Below are 762 nucleotides of genomic sequence, written 5' to 3'. Positions count from 1 at the left end.
TGAACCCGGACAGACACATGTGAGACGCTGAATGGGATAAAAAGATGGGGAACCGACCCGAGAGAGGAGGTTCCCCATATGCAGCTTACCACGGTTGGCCGAACGATATGGAAAGGAGCTAGCCAAGGGGCAAGACTGGCCGAGGCCGGGGCAGGCGACCCGGATGTCCAGGGACGCCTGCGCAAGGTGAAGTTGGTGAAAGCCCTGCGGGAGGGCAAGAGGAGCTGGGGGGAGATTCAGGAGCTTTTGGGCATCAGCCGGGCCACCTACTACCGCTGGGAAAGGGCCTTGAGGGAGAGGGGCCTAGCCGGACTAAAGCCCAAGTCCCGCTGCCCCAAGCGTACACGGGGAAAGGTGCAGTGGAAACCTGAGCTCCTGGTCAGGGTAGAGGTTCTCCGGAGGGCGAACCCCACCTGGGGGCGGTGGCCCATCTGGCTGACCCTCCGGAAGGAGGGTTTTTCGGTGAGCGAACGCACGGTGGGGCGTATCCTGGCTTACCTGGAGGGGAGCGGACGGGTGGAGAGCGTGGCCAGTTTTTTGGCCAGGAGGGGAAGGGGAAAGGGAAGGGGAAGGCCAAGGAGACCCTACGCCCGACGGAAGCCCCGGGGATATCAACCGCAAGCCCCTGGGGACCTCATCCAGGTGGACACCCTGATGGTGAGCCTGGGGCCTGGGGAGGTGGTGCGGCACTTTTCGGCGGTGGACCTGTTTACCCGGTATGCCCTGGGGGAGGTGCATAGCCGGGCCACGGCGAGGCTGGCA

At 64.0% G+C, this 762-nt stretch carries 1 protein-coding gene; it reads left to right on the top strand.

From position 1 onward, the window contains the following. Window positions 1-78: 78 nt before the first annotated feature. Window positions 79-762 (top strand): helix-turn-helix domain-containing protein (locus tag TNMX_RS11270; RefSeq protein ID WP_038032322.1); only part of this gene is annotated, 684 nt, incomplete at its 3' end.

It is taken from the genome of Thermus sp. NMX2.A1 (genome assembly GCF_000511705.1).
In the GTDB taxonomy this organism is placed as follows: Bacteria; Deinococcota; Deinococci; order Deinococcales; family Thermaceae; genus Thermus; species Thermus scotoductus.
The sequence above is the reverse complement of the archived record's forward strand: the minus strand, read 5'-3'. Positions and strand labels throughout refer to the sequence as shown.